This is a genomic window from Actinospineispora eucalypti, from assembly GCF_039543365.1.
GTDB classification, from domain to species: domain Bacteria; phylum Actinomycetota; class Actinomycetes; order Mycobacteriales; family Pseudonocardiaceae; genus Pseudonocardia; species Pseudonocardia eucalypti.
Genome location: NZ_BAABJP010000039.1, coordinates 101,153 through 118,364, shown reverse-complemented (window position 1 = coordinate 118,364; position 17,212 = coordinate 101,153). Strand labels below are relative to the sequence as shown.

Annotated in this window: 14 protein-coding genes; all 14 read right to left on the bottom strand. The window is 73.6% G+C overall.

Annotated features, from left to right (window positions below):
• Window positions 1-3 precede the first annotated feature (3 nt).
• Complete coding sequence (locus tag ABEB12_RS30350) at window positions 4-1,011, bottom strand: hypothetical protein (RefSeq protein WP_185065342.1); 1,008 nt, start codon at window positions 1,009-1,011, stop codon at window positions 4-6.
• A 507-nt stretch (window positions 1,012-1,518) separates the two neighbouring features.
• Window positions 1,519-2,385: a DivIVA-like cell division protein Wag31 gene (gene wag31 / locus ABEB12_RS30345; RefSeq protein ID WP_185065341.1), complete on the bottom strand. Its 867-nt coding sequence runs from the start codon at window positions 2,383-2,385 to the stop codon at window positions 1,519-1,521.
• A 237-nt stretch (window positions 2,386-2,622) separates the two neighbouring features.
• Complete coding sequence (locus tag ABEB12_RS30340) at window positions 2,623-3,372, bottom strand: cell division protein SepF (protein ID WP_185065340.1); 750 nt, start codon at window positions 3,370-3,372, stop codon at window positions 2,623-2,625.
• An 86-nt stretch (window positions 3,373-3,458) separates the two neighbouring features.
• Window positions 3,459-4,199, bottom strand: coding sequence for a YggS family pyridoxal phosphate-dependent enzyme (locus ABEB12_RS30335; protein WP_185065339.1), 741 nt, complete (start codon window positions 4,197-4,199; stop codon window positions 3,459-3,461).
• Complete coding sequence (gene pgeF / locus ABEB12_RS30330) at window positions 4,196-4,903, bottom strand: peptidoglycan editing factor PgeF (protein WP_185065338.1); 708 nt, start codon at window positions 4,901-4,903, stop codon at window positions 4,196-4,198. Before pgeF ends, ABEB12_RS30335 begins: the two co-directional genes overlap by 4 nt.
• Window positions 4,904-5,386: 483 nt before the next feature.
• Window positions 5,387-6,649 (bottom strand): cell division protein FtsZ, encoded by a 1,263-nt coding sequence (gene ftsZ, locus ABEB12_RS30325; protein ID WP_185065337.1) that lies wholly within the window; start codon window positions 6,647-6,649, stop codon window positions 5,387-5,389.
• Window positions 6,650-6,805: 156 nt separating this feature from the next.
• Complete coding sequence (locus ABEB12_RS30320; RefSeq protein ID WP_185065336.1) at window positions 6,806-7,534, bottom strand: FtsQ-type POTRA domain-containing protein; 729 nt, start codon at window positions 7,532-7,534, stop codon at window positions 6,806-6,808.
• Window positions 7,531-8,979, bottom strand: a complete 1,449-nt coding sequence (gene murC / locus ABEB12_RS30315; RefSeq protein ID WP_185065335.1) for a UDP-N-acetylmuramate--L-alanine ligase — start codon at window positions 8,977-8,979, stop codon at window positions 7,531-7,533. Before murC ends, ABEB12_RS30320 begins: the two co-directional genes overlap by 4 nt.
• Window positions 8,976-10,067: an undecaprenyldiphospho-muramoylpentapeptide beta-N-acetylglucosaminyltransferase gene (gene murG / locus ABEB12_RS30310; protein WP_185065334.1), complete on the bottom strand. Its 1,092-nt coding sequence runs from the start codon at window positions 10,065-10,067 to the stop codon at window positions 8,976-8,978. The genes murC and murG overlap by 4 nt, the downstream gene beginning before the upstream one ends.
• Window positions 10,064-11,521: a putative lipid II flippase FtsW gene (ftsW, locus tag ABEB12_RS30305; protein ID WP_345703271.1), complete on the bottom strand. Its 1,458-nt coding sequence runs from the start codon at window positions 11,519-11,521 to the stop codon at window positions 10,064-10,066. The genes murG and ftsW overlap by 4 nt, the downstream gene beginning before the upstream one ends.
• Window positions 11,518-12,897 carry a UDP-N-acetylmuramoyl-L-alanine--D-glutamate ligase gene (murD, locus tag ABEB12_RS30300; protein WP_185066142.1) on the bottom strand — a complete coding sequence of 460 codons (1,380 nt, stop codon included), beginning with the start codon at window positions 12,895-12,897 and terminating at the stop codon, window positions 11,518-11,520. Before murD ends, ftsW begins: the two co-directional genes overlap by 4 nt.
• A 201-nt stretch (window positions 12,898-13,098) precedes the next feature.
• Window positions 13,099-14,181 (bottom strand): phospho-N-acetylmuramoyl-pentapeptide-transferase, encoded by a 1,083-nt coding sequence (gene mraY, locus ABEB12_RS30295; protein WP_185065333.1) that lies wholly within the window; start codon window positions 14,179-14,181, stop codon window positions 13,099-13,101.
• The gene (locus ABEB12_RS30290) at window positions 14,178-15,596 is read right to left on the bottom strand and encodes a UDP-N-acetylmuramoyl-tripeptide--D-alanyl-D-alanine ligase (protein ID WP_185065332.1); all 1,419 of its coding nucleotides are present in this window, start codon (window positions 15,594-15,596) and stop codon (window positions 14,178-14,180) included. The genes mraY and ABEB12_RS30290 overlap by 4 nt, the downstream gene beginning before the upstream one ends.
• Window positions 15,593-17,089, bottom strand: a complete 1,497-nt coding sequence (locus ABEB12_RS30285; protein ID WP_185065331.1) for a UDP-N-acetylmuramoyl-L-alanyl-D-glutamate--2,6-diaminopimelate ligase — start codon at window positions 17,087-17,089, stop codon at window positions 15,593-15,595. The genes ABEB12_RS30290 and ABEB12_RS30285 overlap by 4 nt, the downstream gene beginning before the upstream one ends.
• Between the last annotated feature and the right edge of the window lie 123 nt (window positions 17,090-17,212).

The window sequence follows — 17,212 nt, the reverse complement described above, 5'->3', positions numbered from 1 at the left end:
CGTTCAGGTGCGGGCTCGGGCGGCCAGCGTGCGGACCGGCGAGCAGACCGAGCAGGGCGTGAACCCGTACTCGACGGCCTCCTTGGCCGGCAGCGCGATGGTCTCCCTGCCGCCCAGTGCCCGGCAGCCAGACAGGTGGTAGCGCGGCTGCTCGTCCACCACCAGGACGTCGTCGTTCAGCTCGGCGACGATCGCGGCGGCGGACGGGTCGGGGCGCTCCTCGCCCGGCTCCGGCGGCGGCCCGGCGGGCGGCTGCTGGCGAGCCGCGCCGGCCGGCGGACGGGTCTTGCCGATCGGAATCGCCGTGGTGCGGGCGTTGTCCGCGTCCGGGGCGCTGTCCAGCACCGGGACGGCGGGCGGCTCGGCCGCCGGGGGCTCGGCGCCGCGCGCCTGGGCCGGTTCCGCGGTCGGGTCGCTGGCCGGCTCCGGAGCCGAGGTGGCGTCCTCGGCCTCCTCGGACCTGGCCGCCGCCGGCGCCTCCTTGGGCACCGGAGCTTCCTTGGCCGGCGGAGCGTCCTTGGCCGGCGGCGCCTCGGCCGCGGCGTCCGCCCGAGCAGCGGCGGGCCGCTCGTCGTCCCCGGCGTCCTCGGCCCGGTCCTCCGGCTGGTCGGCCCCGGGTTTCTTCGCCGCCGCCGCGGCACCGGCGGCAACGGCCCCGGCGACTCCGGCGGCGGCCACGCCGGCACCCGAGCCGAACGCGGAGTCGTCTTCCTCCGACGCCTCGGCGGCGGGCTGCTCGGCCGGTTTCTCGGCCGCCTTCTCCGCCTCGGGCTCCTCGGGGCGCTCAGGTTTCGCCTCGGCCTCCGGCCGTTCGGATTTCGCCTCGGCCTCCGGCCGCTCCGGCTGCTCCGAGCGCTCGGGCTGCCAGGCCGACTGGTCACCAACCGGGCGAAGCGCGGTGGTCGCCTGGTCATCCGGTCGGGGGGCGCCCCAATTCGGCGTGCCATCACCCGATAGCGCAGTGGTCGGCGAATCGATGGAATCCGAGTGATCCCGCTGACCGTGCGTCACACTGGGTGACCAATCACCGCCTCGACGGCCCCCATCTGGCTCAGCGCTGGGCGGTCGACCGGCGGAGCCGGGCGGCATCGGCACCGGAGAGAGCGCCACGGTCTCGTGGCTCTCCACGGCGGGCGGTCGGCCACGGAGGTTCGGCCGCATGGCAGGGAAAACCTCCGTCGCCGGCTCCGCCATGGCGCCACCCATCACCGGAATGGCGGCAGTGGGTGGCTCAACCATGCCGGTCGGCCCAGGAATCGGCCCGCTGACCGCACGCTCACGGCCAGCACTCTTGACCGCCGATTTCCGTTGCGCCCAGTCGTAGATCAACGCACCGGCCGCGGCGACACTCACCACGACGGAGATCCACGCCCAGGCGGCCGTCCCGGTCAGCAACGCGACCAGGAGCAGCCCGAAAGCGGCGAGCACCAGAATCAGGACCAGCAGCAACACAGTTCACTCCGAAGTGGCGGTGCCATGGTCGGGCACCCGACCACCGAGATCGATGGTACTCAGACGTCAGCTACCGGCGTCAGCCCGAGACCCATACCCGGTCGGCGCATAGCCCTGGGTAGAGCTGGTGCGGCCATCCGAAGGAGCGGCGGAGCCCCGACCTGCGAGATCACGCAGCTGAGACTCCAGGTAGGTCTTGAGCCTGGTCCGGTACTCGCGCTCAAAGGTACGCAGCTCGTCGATCTTTTTGTCGAGCACGGACTTCTCGCGCTGGATGCTGCCCATGATCTCGGAGTGCTTGCGCTCGGCTTCCCCGACCAGCGCAGCCGCCTTCTCACGGGACTGACGTTCCATCGTCTCCGCCCTGGTGCGGGCGTCGTTGAGCATCGTCTCGGCGCGCACCCGCGCCTCGTTCACCAGGCCGTCGGACTTGGTCCGGGCCTCGGAGAGCAGCTGCTCGGAGCGGGTCCGGGCGTCGCTCAGCATGCCGTCGGCCTCGGTCTTGGCCTCGGCGGTCAGCCGGTCGGCCATTTCCTGGGCCAGGCCGAGCACCTTCGCCGCCTGGACGTGGTGGTCCCCGCCCATCGCGGTGGGGTCGAGCATGGCCTGCGTACCGACCGGCGGCGGGGGGGGCGTGTGCACCGGCACGGCCGCCATGGTGACGGTCTGCCGGGGCTCGTCCACCGGGTGGCGTTGCTGGGGAGCACGGGAGGCCTGGGCGCGGGCCTCGGATAGGTCACTCTGCGCGTTGCTCAGCTGCTGCTCCAGGGCGTTCACCTGATCGCGCAGCTCGGTGTTTTCCTCGATGAGCTTGGCAAGCTCGGTCTCGACGAGGTCGAGGAATGCGTCCACCTCGTCCTCGTTGTAGCCCCGCTTGCCGATCGGGGGCTTGCTGAACGCGACGTTATGCACGTCGGCGGGGGTCAGCGGCATCGGATCACCTCATGCAGTCCTGGGCTACCGAGGCCCTTTTCACGTCTCATAGCAACCTCGGGTCGAACGGGTCGTCCATCAGGTCGTGCCAGACCAACTTCATCAGTATGAGCGCGACCAGCACCAGAACCATAATCGACACGTCCAGCCCTGTCTCCAAGATCCGCGCGGCAAATCTCACGTTGCGTAACCGGCGTGGAGAGGGGTAAGCGGTCGGTTATAACATTCATGGCACCGCTAAACCTGGCCGAAAAAGCCGCGTTCCGCAAGTCGCCGTCGATCTTCGGCGGATACCTCGACCCCGACCGGGGACAGCAGGAAGACCCTGCTGGTGATCTTGTCGATGGAGCCGCGCAGGGCAAACGCCAGGCCAGCGGCGAAATCCACCAGCCGCTTCGCCGCCGCGTCGTCCAGCTCGGTCAGGTTGATGATCACCGGAATGCCGTCCCGGTACCGCTCGCCGATGGTGCGTGCCTCGTCGTAGCTGCGCGGGTGCACGGTGGTGATGCGCGACAGCGGCACCTGCTTGCCACCGGCGCTGGTCAGCGGCTCCGCGTCCGCGACGGACGGCGCCCGCCGGGGCACCTCGGCCAGGTTCGGCTTGCTGGCGACCATCGGCTCGATCGCCAACGCGCCGTGCACGGGCGCCGAGTGACCGGCTCCGACTGGATCGAGCGATGGCCGTTCGGCGTGCCGCTCCATAGTGAGTCGCTCCGGGTGGCGGTCCACCTGGCGATCCATCGGGCGATCAGCGGCGCGCCGCTCGGTCGGGTGCTGTTCATATCGCCGGTCCGGGTAATGCCGCTCCGGAGGCACCCGTTCCGGCAGCCGGCTGTCCGATTCCGCCCGCGAGCCACCCCTCGGCTCGGGGTAGTCGGGCCGCCGATCCTCGTAGTAGCCAGGCTCGTCGTCGTAGTCGAGATAGGCGTCCATGTCCTCGGCGGGAACCATCCCGAAATACGCCTTGAGCCGATACAACGTGCTCATTGGCAGCCCCTCCATCCCGACACGAGTGCATGCGAAACGGGTGGTCACCGACCGGATTAGCGGCCGCGGTGACACCCCGTCATCGCTTACGGCGAGGCTAACCGCCGCTCACCCAGTAGGGCCGTACCGACACGCACACAGGTCGATCCGCATCGGATCGCCTCATCCATATCGGCGGTCATGCCGGCGGACAGCACCCGCGCGTCGGGATGACGGGAGCGCAATCGTTCGGCCAGGCGGGCCAGATCGGCGAACGCGCGCGCCGGTTCGGCGCCCAGCGGGGCGACCGCCATGAGCCCGTCCAGCCGCAGCCCGGCGGCCGCCGCGACCCGGTCGGCCAGCTCGTCCAGCCCCGAGGGCGGCACCCCTCCCCGCGCCGGGTCGTCGTCCAGGCTCACCTGGACCAGCACCGGCAGCGGCGCGGACCGCTCGCCGCCCTGCACGGCCCGCCGGGCGGCCCCGTCCAGCGCATCGGCCAACCGCACGGAGTCCACCGACTCGACGCGCGCGGCCCAGGCCGCCACCGGCCGGGCCTTGTTCCGCTGCAGGCGGCCCACCAGGTGCCAGCGCGCGCCGTTGCCCGGGCGCAGCCGGTCCAGCTCGGCCACCTTCCCGGTGGCCTCCTGCACCCGGTTCTCACCGAACGCGCACAGGCCCAGCTCCAGCAGCAGGGCGGCGTCGGTGGCCGGCCGGGTCTTGGTCACGGCGAGCAGCTCGACCTCGTCCGGCGACCGGTGCGCCGAGGCGCAGGCGGCGGCGATGCGGCCCCGGACCGCGGCCAGCGCCTCGGCCAGCTCGGCCCGCCGCTCGTCGACCGGGTCGGTCACCTCGGCTCCAGCCAGGTGACGGCGGCCAGCCGCCCGGTGCGCCCCTCCCGGCGGTGCGAGTAGAGCGTGGGGTCCTCAACCGTGCACCGGGGGTCGGTGTCCACCCTGGTCACCCCGTGCGCGCGCAGCTGGGTGCGCAGGCCGGCGCGCAGGTCCAGGCCCGGCGTGCCGGCGCTGGTGGCGCAGCCGCTGCCGGGCAGGGCGGCGTGTACCTCGGCGCGCATCTCGGCCGGCACCTCGTAGCAGCGGCCGCAGACCGCCGGCCCGAGCAGCGCCTCGATCCGCCCGGGCATAGCGCCGAGGTCCGCCATGGCGGTCAGCAGCGACGGCAGCACGCCGTTGCGGGCGCCCACCCGGCCGGCGTGCGCCACGCCGACCACCCCGGCCTCCGGGTCGGCCAGCAGCACCGGCACGCAGTCAGCGGCCAGCACAGCCAGCGCAATGCCCGGGCGGTCGGTGACCATGGCGTCGGTGTCGGCGAGGTCCTCCCCCGGCGGCTCGGTCACCGTGGCCACCCGGGTGCCGTGCACCTGGCGCATCCACACCACGTCGTCCGGGCGCAGGCCCACCCCGGTGGCCAGCCGGCGACGGTTGGCCACCACCGCCGCCGGGTCGTCGCCGACCAGCGCCGAGAGGTTGAAGGAGTGGTAGGGCGCGGCCGATGCGCCCCCTGCCCTGGTGGTCACGACCCGCCGAACCCGCACAGCAGCCACCCTAATGCGCTCCCCTGCGGACAGCTTCAAGCCTGTTCGGCTGGCGCGGCTCCTGGCGCGGCCACTCGTATGCCGTCCGTGTCGGCTCAATCACGGCATGGACGGGCACAGTTCGGCGGTCTGCCGCGGCTTGCATGCGGTTCGTCGCGGTTCGACCCCGACCTTTCATGGTCATCAGGACGTCACGGTCGCACAGCCACCCCGAAAGCGGCCACCACGCCCTGATGATCATGAATCGCCCACCGGCACCGCACCATCCGTAACGTCCGTTTCATGAGGGGAACACCATGGGGGTCGGCGCAAGATCGAACACCTACGGTGTTCCGGTCATGGAACCAGAGTGACGAATGGGACAAAGCGCGCGAGCCCCACGCAAGTGGCCCAACCCGAGCCCGGCAGACCACCGAACTGTGCCCGTCCAAGCCGTCTTTGAGCCGACACCGCACCCCAACCGCACCCGACGGGTGGGTCGGGTCAGCGGCGCATGAAAGGGGGGACGTCCACGTCGTCGTCGTCCAGGTCGAGGACGGTGCGGGCGGCGCTCATGGGAGGCGGGGCCACCGATGAGGCCGAGCGGGGCTGCGGTGGCTGGGCCGGGATGCCGGGTGAGCGCATCGAGCCGCTCGACGGGCCGGTGCCGTTGGCTCCGCCGCCGGACGGCGGGTCGACCAGTCGCTTCTGCGGCGGCCCCGGGGAGGGCGACCCGGCGCCCGAACCGGTACCGGTTCCGCCCTTGTCCGACGCCCGGGGCGTGCGGAAGGCGGCCGGGTCCAGCTTCTTGTGGGTCGGGGTGCCGGAGTCGAACCCGGCGGCGATCACCGTCACCCGCACCTCGTCGCCGAGCGAGTCGTCGATGACCGTCCCGAAGATGATGTTGGCTTCCGGGTGCGCGGCCTCCTGCACCAGCGAGGCCGCCTCGTTGATCTCGAAAAGCCCCAGGTCGGAACCGCCGGCCACGGAGAGCAGCACGCCGTGCGCGCCGTCCATGGAGGCCTCCAGCAGCGGCGAGTTGATCGCCTTGCCGGCGGCCTGCACCGCGCGGCCCTCGCCCCGGGCCGAGCCGATGCCCATCAGCGCGCTGCCCGCGCCGGACATCACGCTCTTCACGTCGGCGAAGTCCAGGTTGATCAGACCGGGCGTGGTGATCAGGTCGGTGATGCCCTGCACACCGGAGAGCAGCACCTCGTCGGCCGAGCGGAACGCGTCCATCAGCGAGACGCCGACGTCGCCCAGCTGTAGCAGCCGGTCGTTCGGGATCACGATCAGCGTGTCGCACTCGTTGCGCAGCGCGGTGACGCCGTCCTCGGCCTGGCCCGCGCGCCGCTTGCCCTCGAAGGTGAACGGCCGGGTGACCACGCCGATGGTCAGTGCGCCCAGCTTGCGGGCGATGCTGGCCACCACGGGGGCGCCGCCGGTGCCGGTGCCGCCACCCTCGCCGGCGGTCACGAAGACCATGTCGGCGCCCTTGAGCACCTCTTCGATCTCTTCCCGGTGGTCCTCGGCGGCCTTGCGGCCCACGTCCGGGTTGGCCCCGGCACCCAGTCCCCGGGTCAGCTCGCGGCCGATGTCCAGCTTCACGTCGGCGTCCGACATGAGCAGGGCCTGCGCGTCGGTGTTCACCGCGATGAACTCGACGCCCTTGAGGCCGACCTCGATCATGCGGTTGACCGCGTTGACGCCGCCGCCGCCGATGCCGACGACCTTGATCACCGCAAGATAGTTGTGCGGGGGGGTCATACGCGGCACCTTCCTAACTGGCGTAATCACACTGCTCAACCTCGACCAGAGACTGAGCTATGCGCCAGCCGCCGACCTCGCACCAGAACGGTAGGGTCGGCATCGGCCGTAATCCAGCAGGCGCGCCGGACGCCTATCCGCCTCTACCCAGGGTGCTCAACGCCGGATCGTCGGGAGGTCCGGCGCGCTCACATCGTAGATGCTGCCGGGTTGGCTCAGTAATACGTTCAGCACCGCCATTTTTCGGATCGAATCGTCCGACGAACCCCACCTCACCTGTCGCCCGTCGGCCATCCGCAGCGTCACCGCCGAAGGCCCGGCCACCTCCACCACCTGCAGCTTCTCCCGCAGCGCCGGGTTCAGCGAGGTCAGCACCGCCAGCCCGGCCAGGGTCGCGGGGTCGCCGGGCGCCACGCGGTCGGCGGCCAGCCGGGGCAGACCGGGCCGCTGGGCGGGCGCCGCCTGGTAGGCCAGGCCGGTCCCGTCCACCAGACGCGGGCCGGTCGACGAGGATGCGAGCGCGACCGGGGTGCGCTCGGTCACCGTCACGCGCAGCGTGTTCGGCCAGCGCCGGCCGGCGTCCACCGAGGCGACCTCGGACACCTTGGCCACCCGCCGCTTCACGTTCTCCAGGTCCACCGCGAGCAGCGGGGTTCCGGCGGTGACCCCGGCCGCCGCGCGCACCTTGGCCGGGTCCAGCCCGGCCGGCCCGGCCGAGGTGCCGACCACCTCGATCGTGGCCACCCGGAACCGGGTCGCGTGCAGCAGCAGCGAACGCGCGCCGACCACCAGCCCGAAACCCACCAGCACCACCAGCAGCACCAGCGCGAGCAGCCGCCGCCTGCGGTACCGGGCCGCTTCGCCGTCCAGGGCCGCGCGGGTCATCGGGCGGCCTCCGGCGCGCCCTCCCGGCTCTCCCGGCCATCTCTCAGCCCCAGCTCGGTGAGCACCTCGGGTCCCAGCACGGTCACGTCACCGGCGCCCATGGTGATCACCAGGTCCCCCGGGGTGGCCAGGCCGGCCACCACCTCGGGCACCTGGGCCCAGCGCGGCACGTAGTGCACCCGGTCCGCCGGCAGGGTCACCGCGTCGGCCACCAGCGCACCGCTCACCCCGGGCTCCGGGTCCTCCCGCGCGCCGAACACGTCCAGCACCACCACCTGGTCGGCCAGGGCCAGCGCGGCACCGAACTCGGCGGCGAACGCCCTGGTGCGGGAGTACAGGTGCGGCTGGAAGGCCACGATCAGCCGGCGCTCGGCCACCTGGCGGGCGGCGGTCAGCTGGGCGGCCACCTCGGTGGGGTGGTGCGCGTAGTCGTCGTAGACCGCCACGCCGGCGGCCTTGCCCTTGAACTCGAAGCGCCGGCGCACCCCGGAGAAGCCGGCCAGGCCCTCGACCAGGCCGTCCACCGGGGCGCCCAGCTCGATGCCGGCCAGCAGCGCCGCCACCGAGTTGGCGGCCATGTGCTCGCCGGGCACCGGCAGCTCCACCTCGTGCTCGACCGGGCCGTCCTCGCCGGTCAGCAGGATCTTGAACCGCCCGCCCGCGCCGGCCGGGCGGTAGTCCACCAGCCGCGCGTTGCCGGGCAGCGCCGGCGCGGCCCGGCCGTAGCGCCGCACCGCGATGCCGGCCGCCTCGGCCTTCACCGCCAGGTTCTTGGATCCGGGGTCGTCGGCGCAGGCCACCAGCGCACCGCCGGGCTCGATGCGGGTCAACCAGTCCTCGAACGCCCGCGCGTAGGCGGCCTCGTCACCGTGGTGGTCCAGGTGGTCGGCCTCCACGTTGGTGACCACCCCGACCGAGGGGCGCAGCCGCAGGAAGGAGCCGTCGCTCTCGTCGGCCTCGGCGACGAAGATGTCCCCCTCGCCGTGGTGTGCGCCGGCGCCGGCCACGGTGAGGTCGCCGCCGATGGCGAACGAGGGGTCCAGCCCGCAGTGCTGCAGCGCCACCGTGAGCATCGAGGTGGTGGAGGTCTTGCCGTGGGTGCCGGTCACGCAGGCCACCCGCCGGCCGGCCATCAGCGCGGCCAGCGCCTCGGACCGGTGCAGCACCGGGAGGCCCTGGGCGCGCGCGGCCACCAGCTCCGGGTTGTCCGGCCGGATCGCGGTGGAGACCACCACGGTCGGCGGGCCGTCCAGCTGGGTCAGGTTGGCCGCCTCGTGGCCGACCGCGATGCGCGCTCCCCTGGCCCGCAGCGCCAGCACGGTGCGGGAGTCCTTGGCGTCCGAGCCGGACACCGCCGCGCCCCTGGCCAGCAGGATGTGCGCGATGCCACTCATCCCGGCGCCCCCGATGCCGATCAGGTGCACCCGGTCCAGCCCCGTGCTCATCGGCCCGCCGCCTCGAAGGCCAGGTTGGCCAGCGCCTCGTCCGCCCCGGCGTGCCCGGAACGGCGCGCCGCCTCGCTCATCGCGGCCAGCCGGGCCGGGTCGGTGAGCAGGCCCAGCAGTTCGGCGCTCAGCCGCGCGCCGTCCAGCTCGGCGTCCGGCACCAGCGTGCCGCCGCCCGCGCGCACCACGGGTTCCGCGTTCAACGCCTGCTCGCCGTTGCCGTGGGGCAGCGGCACGTACACCGCCGGCAGCCCCACCGTGCACACCTCGGCGACGGTCATCGCCCCGGAACGGCACAGCACCGCGTCGGCGGCCGCGTAGGCCAGGTCCATCCGCTCCAGGTAGGGCAGGCCGACGTAGCGCCCGCCGGCCGGCACCGGGACCGGGGTCGCCGGGGCGTTGTTCGGGCCGTACGCGTGCAGCACCGCGACCCCGGCGGCGGTCAGCTCCTCCACCGCCTGGGTGGTCGCGTTGTTGAGCGTGCGCGCGCCCTGTGAGCCGCCGAACACCAGCAGCACCGGGGCGTCCGCCGGCAGGCCGAAGTGCTCCCGCGCCTCGGCGCGCAGGGCGGCCCGGTCCAGGCCGGTGATCTGGGTGCGCAGCGGGATCCCCACGTGCACGGCACCGGGCAGCCCGGTCTCCGGCACCGCCGTGGCCACCCGGGCGGCGAACTTGGCGCCCACCTTGTTGGCCAGCCCGGCGCGCGCGTTCGCCTCGTGCACCACGATCGGAACCCGGCCGCGGGCGGCCAGGTAGGCGGGAAGCGCCACGTAGCCGCCGAACCCGACGACCACGTCGGCGCCCACCCGGTCCAGCACCTCCCGGGTGCGGCGCACCGAGTCGCGCACCTTGGTCGGCAGCTTCAGCAGGTCGACGGTGGGCTTGCGGGGCAGCGGCACCGGCGGAATCAGCTCCAGCGGGTAGCCCCGGGCGGGGATGAGCGTCCGGTCTAGGCCGCGCTCGGTGCCCAGCGCGGTGACGGTGGTGTCCGGGCGCAGCCGGCGGACCGCGTCGGCGAAGGCCAGCGCGGGCAGGATGTGGCCGCCGGAGCCTCCCCCGGCGATCACCACGGAAAGCGGCGCGGTCATCGGCGGCCTCTCTGTCTGGGCACGGCGCCGCCTCCGGTGGCCCGGCGCCGGGAGTCGGCCGACCGGTCCTGGGCCGGGACCCTCGGAGCGGAAGTACGGGTGGCGGGCGCGCGGGTGGCGGGCGGGCGGGTGGCGGGCGGGTTTGAAGACGACGAACGCGGGCTGCGGTACGGCTCGGGCAGGCCGAGGCCGAGCATCCGGGCCATCCGGCCCTGCCCCTGCGTACGCAGCGCGGCGATCGCCTCCGGCTCGTGCCGGGCCGCGTTGGCGAGCAGGCCACCGACGAACATCGCGGTCACCAGGGCAGAACCTCCCGAGGACACCAGCGGCAGCGGGATACCGGTAACCGGCAGCAGGCCCACCACGTAGCCAATATTGATCACGGCCTGGCCGACCATCCACACGGTGAGCGTGCCGGCGACCAGCTTCAGGAACGGGTCGGTGTTGCGCGCCGCGATGCGCAGCCCGACGTAGGCGAGCAAGCCGAACAGCGTCAGCACGGCGACCGCGCCGACCATACCGAGTTCCTCGCCGATGATGGCGTAGATGAAGTCGTTGTGGGCGTTCGGCAGGTAGGACCACTTGGCCCGGCCCTGGCCGAGCCCGACCCCGAACAGGCCGCCGTCGGCCAGCGAGTAGAGCGCCTGCCGGGCCTGGTAGGTCGCGCCGAGCGGGTCACCGGAGTCCGGGGACAGGAAGGCGGTGATCCGGCTCTGCCGGTAGCCGGCGGAGAGCCCCAGGATGATCCCGCCGGCCAGGCCGCCCACGGTCAGCGCGATGAGCAGCCGCAGCGGAGCCCCGGCCAGGAACAGCAGCGCGTAGACCACGATGGCCAGCGAGGCGGCGGTGCCCAGGTCCGGCTCCACCACGATCAGCGTGAACAGCACGATCGCCACCGGCACCACCGGGGACAGCGCCTGCCGCCAGTTGCCCAGCATGCGCTGCCGGGCGGCCAGCACGTGCGCGCCCCACAGCGCCATCGCCACCTTGGCGATCTCGGCGGGCTGCACCGAGGCCAGGCCGAGATCGAACCAGCTGCGCGCGCCGCCCCGGACCTGCCCGATCCCCGGGATCAGCACCAGCACCAGCAGGATCACCGACACGACCAGCAGGATCGGCGCCAGCGCCCGCAGCGCCTTCGGCGGGATGCGCATGCCCAGCCAGAACATGACCAGCCCGATCAGGCAGAAGACCAGCTGCCGGCCGAACACCGCGTAGGAGGACCCGTCCGCCGCGTAGGCCTCCACGCTGGACGCGGAGAGCACCATCACCAGGCCGAGCAGGGTGAGCAGGCCGAACACGCCGAGCACGATGTGCAGCGAGGTGAGCGGGCGGGCCAGCCAGGCGGTGAGCGCCGCGTGGGCCCGGCGTGCACCCTGCCGGCCGCTCCTGACGCCGTGGAGGGCCGAGCGCACTCCCTCGGTCCGGCGTGCGCTGGTTCGGGTGGCGGTCACCCTCGGGCCGCCGCGAGGGCCCGGACGGCCTCCTCGAACGCCCGTCCCCGAGCGGCATAACTGGGGTACTGATCCAGAGAAGCCGCGGCCGGAGCAAGTAAAACAACATCTCCTGGAGCGGCCATCGCGGCGGCCAGCCGTACCCCGTCGGTCATACCCTCATGTTCCCCTTGAGGGATCTCCGCGACCGGGACATTCGGCGCGTGTCGCAACAACGCGTCACGAATGATCCCTCGATCGGTACCCATTAGGACTACGCCGACCAACCTATGTGCGTGTTGAAGGATCACTTCGGTAACCGAGGCACCCTTGAGCAACCCGCCGGCCAGCCAGACCACCCGGGGGTGCCCGGAGAGGGCGCTGGCGGCGGCGTGCGGGTTGGTCGCCTTGGAGTCGTTGATGTACCGGACGCCGGCCACCTCGCCGACCACCGCGCCCCGGTGCGGCCCCGGGGAGAACGCCCGCAGCCCGTCCGCGACCTGGCCCGGCGTCACCCCGGCCGCCCTGGCCAGCGCGGCGGCGGCCAGCGCGTCCGCCCACCCGGTGGGGCCGCCCGGCCGCACGTCCTCGGCAGCGATCAGTTCCTCGTCCGCGCCGAACGCCCGGTCCAGCAGCTTCCCGTCGCGCAGCCCCAGCTGCCCCGAGGCCGGCTCGCCCATGGTCAGGCCCACCCGCCGGGCGGCCGGGGCGTTGGCCAGCGCGCCGGCCAGCACCGGGTCGTCCACCCCGGCCACCGCGACCTCGCCGGTCAGCACGCGCACCTTGGCGGCCAGGTAGCCGGGCATGCCGCCGTGCCAGTCCAGGTGGTCCTCGGCGATGTTCAGCAGGCAGCCGGCGGCGGGCCGGAGCGAGGGCGACCAGTAGAGCTGGAAGCTGGACAGCTCGACGGCCAGCTCCCGGTGCCCCGCCCGCACCGCGTCGATCACCGGGGTGCCGATGTTCCCGCAGGCCACGGCGTCCCGGCCGGCGGTGCGCAGGATCGACTCCAGCATGCCGACCGTGGTGGTCTTGCCGTTGGTGCCGGTCACCGCCAGCCACCGGGGCGGGCTGCCGCTGTCGGCGGGGCCACCGGGGCTGGTCCACCGCCAGGCCAGCTCGGGCTCGCCGATCACCTCGATGCCCGCGCCGGCGGCGGCGGCCAGCAGCGGGGCGTCCGGCCGCCAGCCCGGGCTGGTCACCACCAGCGCGGTGCCCGGCGGCGGGGTGTCGATGCCGTGCGCGCCTTCTACCCCGTCTGGGAGCTCGGCCAGCCGGTCGGCCGCGCCGTCGGCCACGGTGACCCGGGCACCCAGCTCGGCCAGCGCGGCGGCGGCGGACAGGCCGGACACCCCCGCCCCGGCGACCAGCACCGGTCGGTCGCGCAGGTCCGTGAGCATCACCGTGTTAACCCGCCCCCGCCGCCCTCGTCCGCCGCGGTGGCCCCTTCACTCCAGCCTCTATGTGGGAGGTCGCGGAAACGACTTGCCGCTTCCGGCACGCATAACGGCGTTTCCATGCCGGAAGCGGCAAGTGCGTTTTCCGGACTCTCGAGCTCTCTGTTACCGATGAGGCAGACGTAATGCATGGGGCGCGGCCCGCTATCCACCGGTGGACTCGGCGAGCCACTCGCTGTAGAAGATGCCCAGGCCGCCGGCGGCACACATGGCGGCGAGCAGCCAGAACCGGATGATCACCGTGGTTTCCGCCCAGCCGGCCAGCTCGAAGTGGTGGTGGAACGGAGCCATCCGGAACAGCCGTCGCCGGGTCGCCCGGAACACCACTATCTGCAACGAGACCGACAGCGCCTCCACCACGAACACGCCGCCGATGATCACCAGCAGCAGCTCGGTCCGGGTCACGATGGACAGCCCGGCGATCAGGCCGCCCAGCGCCAGCGAACCGGTGTCGCCCATGAAGATGCGCGCGGGCGCGGCGTTCCACCAGAGGAAACCGATACAGGCCCCCATCGCGGCGGCGGCCACGATCGCCACGTCCAGCGGATCTCGTACCGAGTAGCAGCCCGGGTTGGCCTCGGGCGGCAGGCAGGTGTTGCGGAACTGCCAGAAAGAGATGATCACGTACGTGGCCAGCACCATGGCGGCGGTGCCCGCGGCCAGCCCGTCCAGGCCGTCGGTCAGGTTGACCGCGTTGGACCAGGCCGCGACCAGGATGTAGCAGAACACGACGAACCCGATGGCCCCGAAGGACAGCACCAGGATGTCCCGCACGAAGGACGGCCGGGTGGACGCCGGGGTGAGCCCGGAGGAGTTGGCGAACCGCAGCGCGAGCACCGCGAAGATCACCGAGGTGAGCAGCTGGCCGACCAGCTTGGAGGTCTTGTTCAGCCCCAGGTTGCGCTGCCGGCGGAGCTTGATGAAGTCGTCCGCGAAACCCACGAACCCCAGCGCCGTGGTGAGCATCAGCACCAGCCAGCCGGACGCGGTCGGCCCGCCGCCCTGTTCACCGGAGATCAGGTGCGCGGCCAGGTAGCCGGCCCAGATGGAGGCCAGGATGGCCACCCCACCCATGGTCGGGGTGCCCCGCTTGGACTGGTGGCTGGCCGGGCCGTCCGCCCGGATCTCCTGGCCGAAACCCTGCCGGGCGAAGAACCGGATCAGGTAGGGCGTGACCAGGATGGACACCGCGAGCGCGACGGCCGCGGCGATCAGGATTCCCTTCACCGGCGCTCTCCCGGGACCGGGTTGGTCAGTAAACCGGCCGCCACCCGTTCCAGCCCGGCCGCCCTGGACGCCTTCACCAGCACCACGTCACCGGGCCGCAGCCGCTCGTTGAGTACCTCCAGCGCCGTCGGCACATCCGGCACGACCATCGACTCCTCCCCACACCCAGCGCGGTAGCCCTGCTGATAGTTGTCCGGGCCTACCGCCAGAAGCCGCCGCACCCCGAGTCGCGCGGCCAGTTGGCCGACCTCGGCGTGCGCGGCGGGACCTGCTTCCCCCAGTTCCCCCATCGCACCCAGCACCGCCCACCCCCTGCGGGCGGTGCCGGTTATCGCCGCCAACGCCTCCAGCCCGGCGCGCATCGACTCCGGGTTGGCGTTGTACGCATCGTTGATCACCATCACGCCGTCCGGGCGTTCGGTGACCTCCATCCGCCAGCGGGACGCCGGCTCGGCGGCCTCCAGCGCGGCGGTGACCTGGTCCAGGCTCGCGCCCAGCTCCAGCCCGACCGCCGTCGCGGCCAGCGAGTTGGACACCTGGTGCGCACCGACCGCGCGCAGCCGCACCCTGGCCTCGCCGGCCGGGCTGACCAGCCGGAACCCCGCCCGGCCGGTGTCGTCCAGGCGCACCTCGACGGCGCGCAGGTCGGCGTCGGCCGCGCTGAGACTGAACCGCGCCACCCTGGCCAGGGTGCGCGTGGCCATGGCGGCGACCCTCGGGTCGTCCGCGTTCAGCACCGCCACCCCGCCGTCCGCCTCGGCCGGCAGCGCCTCGACCAGTTCGCCCTTCGCCCGGGCGACCGCCTCCGGCGAGCCGAACTCGCCCAGGTGCGCACGGCCCACGTTCAGCACCACGCCGATGCGCGGCGGCGCGACCGCGCACAGCGAGGCGATGTGCCCGGCCCCGCGCGCGGCCAGCTCCAGCACCAGGTGCCGGGTGCCGGCGTCGGCGCGCAGCACGGTCCACGGGTGGCCCAGCTCGTTGTTGAACGACTCGGGCGGGGCGACCGTGGCGCCCAGCGGGCGCAGCACCGCCGCCACCAGGTCCTTGGTGGACGTCTTGCCGGAAGACCCGGTCAGCCCGACGACCTCCAGGCCCGGCAGCCGGCGTACGACGTGCGCGGCCAGCGCGGACAGCGCGCCGAGCACGGCCGCGTTCGGGTCCGGGCCGTCCACCAGTACCGATGGGGCGTCCACCGGCCGGGCGGCGAGCACCCCGGTGGCGCCGGCCGCGTGCGCGCCGGTGGCGTAGTCGTGCCCGTCCACCCGTTCGCCGGGCAGGGCCACGAACAGTCCGCCCGGGGTGACCTTGCGGGAGTCGAACTCCACCGTGCCGCTGACCGGCTCGCCACCGGTCGCCCGGTGCAGCCGGCCGCCCACGGCTTCGGCCACCTCGGCGAGGGACATCGTGATCATCTAGTCGACTCCAGACGGCGAATTGCCGAGGCGAGCTCGTCCACGTCGGAGAACGGCCGGCGCTCGGCGCCGATGAGCTGCCCGGACTCGTGTCCCTTGCCCGCGACCACCAGCACGTCCCCCGCGCGGGCCCGGCGGACCGCCTCGGCGATCGCGTCGCGGCGGTCGCCCACCTCGATGACCTCGCCCTTGGGCGGGGCGGCCAGCGCGCCGGCCCGCATCGCCGCGCGGATGGTGGCCGGGTCCTCGCCCCGCGGGTTGTCGTCGGTGATGACCAGCAGGTCCGCCCGGCTGGCCGCCTCGGCGCCCATCAGCGGGCGCTTCGCCGCGTCCCGGTCGCCGCCGCAGCCCAGCACGATCAGCAGCCGGCCCCCGGTGCCCACCACGCGGGCGCTGAGGGTGTCCAGCAGCGCGGCCACCGCCGCCGGCTTGTGCGCGTAGTCCACCACGGCCAGGTACGGCTGGCCGGCGTCCACCCGCTCCAGCCGGCCGGGCACGGACGCGGTGGCCAGGCCCTCCACCGCCGCCTCCGCCGGCACGCCCAGCCGGTCCAGGCAGGCCAGCGCGAGCAGCCCGTTGGCCACGTTGAACGCGCCGGGCAGCGCGAGCGTCGCCTCGGTACGCCGCCCGGAAGGGGCGACCGCGACGAACCGCTGGCCGCCGTCCGGGGTGGGCAGCACCGCCTCGGCCCGCCAGGCCGCGTCGACCCGCCCGGCGGCGGACACCGTCAGGGTGTCCTCGGTGATCAACCGGCGGCCCCAGGGGTCGTCCGCGTTGACCACCTCTTCCCCGGCCCGGCCGTCGAACAGCGCGGACTTCGCGGCGAAGTAGCTCTCCATGTCCCGGTGGAAGTCCAGGTGGTCCTGGGACAGGTTGGTGAACGCGGCCACCGCGAACCGGGTGCCGTCCACCCGGTGCAGGGCCAGCGCGTGGCTGGACACCTCCATCGCCGCGTGCGTGACGCCGCGCTCGGCCATCACCGCGAACAGCGCCTGCAGGTCCGACGCCTCCGGCGTGGTCAGCGCGGAGTCCCAGCGCTGCCCGGCGATCGTGGTGCGTACCGTGCCGAGCAGCCCGGTGGTGTGCCCGGCGGCGCGCAGGCCGGCGTCCACCAGGAAGCTGACCGTGGTCTTCCCGCTGGTGCCGGTCACCCCGAGCACCTTGAGCCGGGCGGTCGGGTCGCCGTAGACGGCGGCGGCCAGCTTCCCCAGCACCCCTCGCGGGTCGTCCACCACCAGCACCGGCACCGGGGCCTGGGCAACCGAGGGCCGGGTGGCCCCGGCCGGGTCGGTGAGCAGCGCCGAGGCACCGGCGGCCAGCGCGGCCCCGACGAAGTCCGCGCCGTGCGCGCGGGCGCCGGGCAGCGCGGCGAACAGGTCACCGGGGCGCACGTCCTGGGTGCGCAGGGTCACGCCGGTGACCGTCCCCTCGGCCGGGCGGTCGCCCTCCGGCACACCGGCGAGCGCGGCCAGCCGGGCCAGCCCTGTGGGCATGGCTCGCGCTGGTCGCGGAGCCGCGGGGAGCGCGGCCGCGATCGGTGTCGGGGGCACGTCGCGGAAGGCTACCGGCGCGCGGATCGGCCCCCTCGGGGTGCCCATCCACCCCGCGCCCCACCC

Coding starts and splice junctions, on each gene's coding strand:
- ABEB12_RS30340 (WP_185065340.1), bottom strand. CDS start 3,372: ATGAGCACGTTGTATCGGCTCAAGGCGTATTTCGGGATGGTTCCCGCC.
- wag31 (WP_185065341.1), bottom strand. CDS start 2,385: ATGCCGCTGACCCCCGCCGACGTGCATAACGTCGCGTTCAGCAAGCCC.
- murD (WP_185066142.1), bottom strand. CDS start 12,897: ATGCTCACGGACCTGCGCGACCGACCGGTGCTGGTCGCCGGGGCGGGG.
- ABEB12_RS30285 (WP_185065331.1), bottom strand. CDS start 17,089: ATGCCCACAGGGCTGGCCCGGCTGGCCGCGCTCGCCGGTGTGCCGGAG.
- murG (WP_185065334.1), bottom strand. CDS start 10,067: ATGACCGCGCCGCTTTCCGTGGTGATCGCCGGGGGAGGCTCCGGCGGC.
- murC (WP_185065335.1), bottom strand. CDS start 8,979: ATGAGCACGGGGCTGGACCGGGTGCACCTGATCGGCATCGGGGGCGCC.
- ABEB12_RS30320 (WP_185065336.1), bottom strand. CDS start 7,534: ATGACCCGCGCGGCCCTGGACGGCGAAGCGGCCCGGTACCGCAGGCGG.
- ftsZ (WP_185065337.1), bottom strand. CDS start 6,649: ATGACCCCCCCGCACAACTATCTTGCGGTGATCAAGGTCGTCGGCATC.
- ABEB12_RS30290 (WP_185065332.1), bottom strand. CDS start 15,596: ATGATCACGATGTCCCTCGCCGAGGTGGCCGAAGCCGTGGGCGGCCGG.